This window comes from Candidatus Magnetobacterium casense, assembly GCF_019173545.1.
GTDB lineage: Bacteria > Nitrospirota > Thermodesulfovibrionia > Thermodesulfovibrionales > Magnetobacteriaceae > Magnetobacterium > Magnetobacterium cryptolimnobacter.
Map to the genome: position 1 here is coordinate 1 of NZ_JABXWD010000220.1, position 5990 is coordinate 5990.

6 protein-coding genes are annotated in these 5990 nt (G+C 48.0%); 4 read left to right on the forward strand and 2 right to left on the reverse strand.

Annotated elements, in window-relative coordinates; all coding sequences use genetic code 11:
* On the reverse strand, positions 1-1372 hold a 1372-nt coding region (locus HWQ67_RS11685), incomplete at its 3' end, for a S8 family peptidase (protein ID WP_255317249.1).
* Between the two features lie 458 nt (positions 1373-1830).
* On the opposite strand from HWQ67_RS11685, the gene HWQ67_RS11690 reads away from it, so the two are divergent.
* The 4 genes from HWQ67_RS11690 (at position 1831) to HWQ67_RS11705 (ending at position 4463) form a co-directional block, all read left to right on the forward strand.
* Positions 1831-2220, forward strand: coding sequence for a TRL-like family protein (locus HWQ67_RS11690; RefSeq protein WP_218252870.1), 390 nt, complete (start codon positions 1831-1833; stop codon positions 2218-2220).
* A gap of 86 nt (positions 2221-2306) precedes the next feature.
* Positions 2307-2555 carry a TM2 domain-containing protein gene (locus HWQ67_RS11695; protein WP_218252871.1) on the forward strand — a complete coding sequence of 83 codons (249 nt, stop codon included), beginning with the start codon at positions 2307-2309 and terminating at the stop codon, positions 2553-2555.
* Between the two features lie 283 nt (positions 2556-2838).
* Positions 2839-3609, forward strand: a complete 771-nt coding sequence (locus HWQ67_RS11700; protein WP_218252872.1) for a YeeE/YedE thiosulfate transporter family protein — start codon at positions 2839-2841, stop codon at positions 3607-3609.
* Between the two features lie 2 nt (positions 3610-3611).
* The gene (locus HWQ67_RS11705) at positions 3612-4463 is read left to right on the forward strand and encodes a YeeE/YedE thiosulfate transporter family protein (RefSeq protein WP_218252873.1); all 852 of its coding nucleotides are present in this window, start codon (positions 3612-3614) and stop codon (positions 4461-4463) included.
* Positions 4464-5386: 923 nt separating this feature from the next.
* Here the strand turns inward: HWQ67_RS11705 and HWQ67_RS11710 are convergent.
* Complete coding sequence (locus tag HWQ67_RS11710; protein ID WP_218252874.1) at positions 5387-5752, reverse strand: hypothetical protein; 366 nt, start codon at positions 5750-5752, stop codon at positions 5387-5389.
* Between the last annotated feature and the right edge of the window lie 238 nt (positions 5753-5990).

Sequence of the window (5990 nt, forward strand, 5' to 3'; positions counted from 1 at the left end):
GCAACGGGTTGGCCTCTAGGATGATTGCCACGGCCCCTGCTGCCATCGGTGCAACGGCTGAGGTGCCGCTAAAGTCGGTGGCGTACTTTCCGTTTTGGGTCAGGTCGGTGGTTGTGATATCGAGGGTGCCTCCGCTTGAGGGGGCATTTACCAGGATATTGGCGCCATCCTCGGAGTAGTATGATACGGTGTCACTGTTTGTCGATGCGCCAATGGCAAAGACGTAACGCGAGTTGGCATAGCCGTCGTTATTGGAGTTATCGTCGTCTGACCTGCCGTTGCCAGCGGCCCAGGTGTAGATGTTACCCAGACCTCCACGGCCCTTGCTGGTGCCAAATCTGAGGGCATCCACAAAGCTGGGAGCAGGGGCATCAAGCATATCTCCGGTGTCATCGGGACCCCAACTGCTGGTGTATATCCGCCCTTCGTTGTAACCACGCGTCATGGCATCGACTCCGTTTTCGTCCGTGAAGTTCATCAACAGGTTGTATCCCACCAGGCCCGCTGCAGGAGCCACTCCGGTTACGCCAAGTGCATTAAACCCCCGTGCCGCTGCCAGACCCGCACAACTGGTGCCGTGTGAGTCTTTCTTGTTGGTGGGGGTTGGGTCCGTGGTCTTGTTGAGGTAGTTGTAGCTCTTATCCGGAAGCACGTTGCCCTTGAGGTCCTCGTGCCCTATCTCCAGGCCATTGTCCACAACGGCAATCGTCTGAGACGGTGTTGCACGGTAGGTACTCCACAGAGACGATGTGTTCATATCCGCTCCGATGCGACCTCCGCCCTGACCGGTGTTTTTGAGATGCCACTGTTGCCAAAACAGCGGGTCATTGGGTGTTGCGGTATCTTTTGCAGGAACCGCCTCTTTAGTGATTGCACGGTGGCTTACGTGTCTTATCCAGTTGGGATAGCTGTATGCCACCAGGGCAGCTTCGCGTATAGCGTTGGCTACACCTATGGGATCGCCGATCTTGCCCTCGGCGGACTCGTATACGTATGTTGCGGAGCGTGCATCGGCAAGAGGCAGGACGCTCTTGCGTTTTAGTCCAAATTGTCCCTCTATGGCGGCAATCTGCTCCTGCGTGTAGTGGGCGGCATACCTCACGATGACCTCACCGCTGAGGGCCATGGCACGCTTCATGCTCTTGTCTGTATAATAGACGTTTGAGGTATAGTCCATCCCCTCGGGCAATACGGCATACTCTCCCGCAACCCTCCACGCATGGTGTTTAACGTCGCCCTCGTACCAGTAGACGATATCCCTCTCCTGCATGGCCGTCTCCTGCCCCGCCGCCATGTGCGATACCAGTAGCAGGCAGCATGTCAACGTCACACACCATACTGCAATCAGCTTAATTGACTTCGAATAAATCATCACGATCACGCATTAGCCTGTAAGTACAATCGCAACTCGGCTACTGATGCAGACCGCTTGATGCAGACCGTATTGATAAATGCACTTACTTCATTCAATCTATCTATATCGATGGTTATCGGCATGTTCATTACCTCCTGTTTACTTTATGTGCCAAAACCCTCAGCCCGGTAAAGATATCGCAGCTTCAGAATCCTCATGCGGTGCATTCTTCATGATGTCCTTTAGTGTTAACTTCCGGTGCATGACTACTATAGTAATATCATATGAGTGTCCCTGTCAACAGTTATTTTATTTTGGGTAAGGAGAATCATTCCCTTTAGAGGCATTTTGTTAATATTTGCTTGCCCATAAAAAATTTATGCACCCCTTTAGAATTCGAGGGGTTGACAAAACGGATATGTTAGTTTAAACTATAAACTGTTTTTTAAACAAAGTAATATCTTTGGAGGAATATTATGCAGAGAGAAGCCGGGTGGGTGAGACCCACTACCGCAGCAATGGCACCTGTTGCAAACAAGAAGGGGATGCGATCCACTGTAGCGCTGTCAGCAGCGTTGGCTCTGATGCTGATGCTCTTGAGCAGTTGTGGGTTTGTTGCAGATGGCCCGTTGGGATGGATATACACCGATACAAAGGTGCCAGTATATATGGGCACAGCGCCAACAGGGGCTAAGAGCGGAAGGGCATGTATTCATTCCTTCTTTGGTGCAATCTCTATAGGAGATGGCAGCATAGAAACCGCAATGAAAGATGCCGGCCTCAAAGGAGTCTATACCATTAATAAGGAAAACTTGAGCGTACTAGGTACCTATACCAGACAGTGTACCTTGGTAACAGGTGATTAACACACAGGACTATCAATGCCCCAAAAATTGAGATAGCCTTTAAGAGTTGGAGCAATTAAGAAAATAAACAATAAAAGGAGGTGAATATGGTGGATAATGAAGCTGCAGTAACAGAGTCCAGTAAGAGTCGCTTAATAGCGCTGCTACTGTGTTTTATGTTTGGCTGGATGGGAGCCCACAGATTCTATGCCAAAAAAATCGGTACAGGTATAGCAATGCTGCTTACAATGGGTGGCTTTGGACTATGGGTGTTTTATGACATAATCCTGATCCTGGTAGGTAAATTCAGAGATGCTGATGATGTCTGTATAACAAGTTGGAACATGAACATGTAGTTTGAGAGATATCCGCTTTTCTTGACACAGTTTAGATTGGGTGGCGCAAATGGGGTGGCGCATATTGACATTGTCCACCCCGCTTGCTTTTTGTCTTTTTTTGTAGATTGTTTACATTAACTTGTTGTATAATGAAATCAGTGGATATGGTCAGGCTGGGACCGTTGAGGGTCCTTATGTACTGAGGTCAGTGCAGTTTCCAGACATCTGAAGATGATCGGGACAAAAATAACCTGAATCAGAGAGAAGGCAAGTTAGAGAATATTTCGGTAGAGATTTGGTTATGCAATTAAAAGATAAATATGGCGTAAGTAAAACGTTTATAGTGGCAGCACTGGTTCTTCTCATAGCTGGGGCTGGTGTATCGTTTCATCTGAGACAGGGCTGGCCGTTAGTTGTGTTGTTCTCAATTCTTGTGGTGAGTAAGCCTGCGTGGTGGTCTATGCTCATACTTGGACTTGTCTATACCATATATTTACACAGTGGCTGGCCCCTTTTAGGGTCGGTGTTTTTTGCACTCCTGGGTAAGCCAAAGAGATGGTGGCCTATCCCGGCAGGGATTGCATTTGCCCTCGTAGAGGTGCTGTCCTTCTACCTTTCGGAAAGACCCCTGGGTATAACAAGAGGATATACGGTCATGGGGGCTATTGCCACCAAAGTCATAGACCCAAAACACCTCGACAAGGTAGACTACTGGAGCATCTATGAGCCATATATAGATTGGACAATTGCCCTTATTATGGGCACAATCATTGGCAGCTTCCTGTCGGCCAGGTACTCGGGTGACTTCAGACTCAACGCCGTACCCGAACTGTGGAAACAGTCCCGGGGCAAGTCGGTTGCCGGCAGATGGTTGTGGGTGTTTTTGGCCGGCATAATGATGGGCTTTGCGGCAAGAATAGGTGGCGGGTGTATCAGCGGTATGTTGATATCGGGCGCTATACAACTGGCGCCAAGCGGGTTTATTTTTATGATGAGCGTATGGACAGGAGGCGTCTTTACTACCTTCCTGTTCTACAGAAGCAGGACCATAGTGGTCAGAAGAGAAGATTAGTTATGATGGACATGGAATTTATAGGAATGCAGGAGTTGCTCAAGAGGCTCGTAAGCGTCTTTGATTCCTCTACGATAGAGGGCATAAAAGGTGGAAGCAGCCTCTATGGTGGCTTGATCATAGGTTTGTTGTTTGGCGTAGTACTGCAAAAAGGCAGGCTCTGTAAGTACGACATAGTAACCGGACTGTTCCGGTTACAGGACTTTACCGTCTTTCGTCTGGGCACCCCCGTACTTATGGTTTCGATGGTACTTGTGTACCTCCTTACGGACATGGGATATATGGAGCTGCACGTGCCTAAGACCGTGATAGTCCCGCAGATCGCAGGCGGATTGCTCTTTGGGGCTGCCATTGCCATTATGGGATACTGTCCGGGTACTGCTGCCGGGGCCATTGGCGAAGGCTCCCTCGATGGTATCCCTGCTATCCTGGGCATGATCACTGGAGCCGTGCTCTATGCAGAGTTCTTCCACGCTGACCTGTCCGAAACCTTCATGACGTGGGGAGCCATCGGAAGAGATACGTTCCCGGATATATTTGAGATCAACCACTGGTACCTCATTGTCCTGTTCTTGCTCATGGCAACGATGTTCCTACTGATGACGACAATGGTTGACTGGATGATCATCTTTCTGCGGAGAACCTTTAACATGTTTCAAGACCTCACCGTGACTATGGAAGAAAAACTCCCCACAGAAAAAAACGACGATAATAACAAAGGAGTCAACCTTAAAAAAAAAACAGGTACAATCAAAAACGATAAAAAAGAAGAACTAACCCCATACAAAAAAAAAGAAAACGCCGCTAAAAAACTGAAAAAAAACCTCTTCGACATATTCCATAACTCCAATTGAGCCCCGTGCTGGTGCCTTGAACGTGGATGAATAAAGAAAGGGGCGGCTCCGCTTCTTGGCGCTCCAGGTCGCTCCTGGCCCCCTTCAGAACCCCCCGCAAGGGGACCAGTCCCCTTGACCCCGTAAAATGCCATTATCTTGTATTTAATCCAATCGAAACGTGCTATACTTTGCAATCTTGTGGCCGGATTGACAAAGTCAGAGTCTCCGCCAGTTATCCCTAGTGAAGTCGCCATCGTAATCATATGGTTTACGTCGTCGGCAAAGGCATCATTCATCACCTCATTGGAATATTCAACATATATCTTGAGGTTTGGGGTAAGGTTGCTCTTCATAAAGGTTGCAAATTGAGTATTGTAGTCATCTGTTGACTTGGCAGGCATATTTATCCAGACGTCTGTGTTAAGGATATTACTCAGGGCTACGACAAATTCATAAGGGATTGCCTTTCCCTGTTGACCAGGAGTGTGACTGTGATCGGCGTAGGTATGCCGCTTGATGCCAGACCTGTCAGACCAGTCCTGGATAACGGAATTTGCTGTTGCCGTCCAGTTGAGAAATCTGACAGCCCTATATTTTTTGAGTTTACCCAGGAAGGCAGGATGAAACACTACCTTGGGATTGATGTTGAATCTGTGAACCTGTCCCAATAGACCTGCTCAAAACCATAACATGTCTGACCACTGCCACAAGAGGCTGACGTCTGACAATAGGAAAAATAATCAAGGTTATTCAAGCTACTACCGCATACCCCCCCTGGCATGATGAGACGGAAGTTCTTTAAATAGTCCGGTTGAAGGCTGTCAATTCGCATCTGTATACCAACATTGGTGGGGTTTGAAACCGTAAAGGTTGAACGGTGAATGCCATTATTGGTAGTGATAGCTGCCCAAGTAGAGTCAAAGACTACATCGGGGTCCCCACTAAGCACAAAGTGACCATCGCCTTCCCACAAGATGACATATTCCCCTGCCGGATAATATCCTTTCATGGCCGTAAAGACAAGTGTTGAAATACATTAGATCAACGTCCAGTGAGCTGACCCATCCGTTTGAGTCCGTAGTGATTGCAGGGCCGTTATCCCAACCACCTGAACACAGGCTGGATACCCACGGACTGGACTTGACAAAGGCATCGGCAAATACCCAACCATCAGCCCAATAATCAAAAGTCCCCAGGTTTGTCCCCATTGGCGAGCGATAGTTTTCAGTGTTTGCACTATGAGCCTGCTGCGCAATTGTCAGAGTAAGCAGTGTCGGCAGCAATACCAGCATAAAGAAACGTTTCATCGTCGTCCTCCTTACGTATTTTGGTAGTTTTACACATTTGAGTCTTAAAACAACATGAGGACTGCACTACGGCAGGACAATAGCATTTGAGCCTAAGAGAAAAGAAAGTGGCGGTTTGTGGCACCCCTCCACCCCATAGGTGTTAAGCTAAGAATGCAATCCTGCCAATAAAGCCATTCTTTGTGGAGAATCCCTCCTCTAACCACTGTAGGTGTTAAGCTAAAAAAAAACTTCAAAA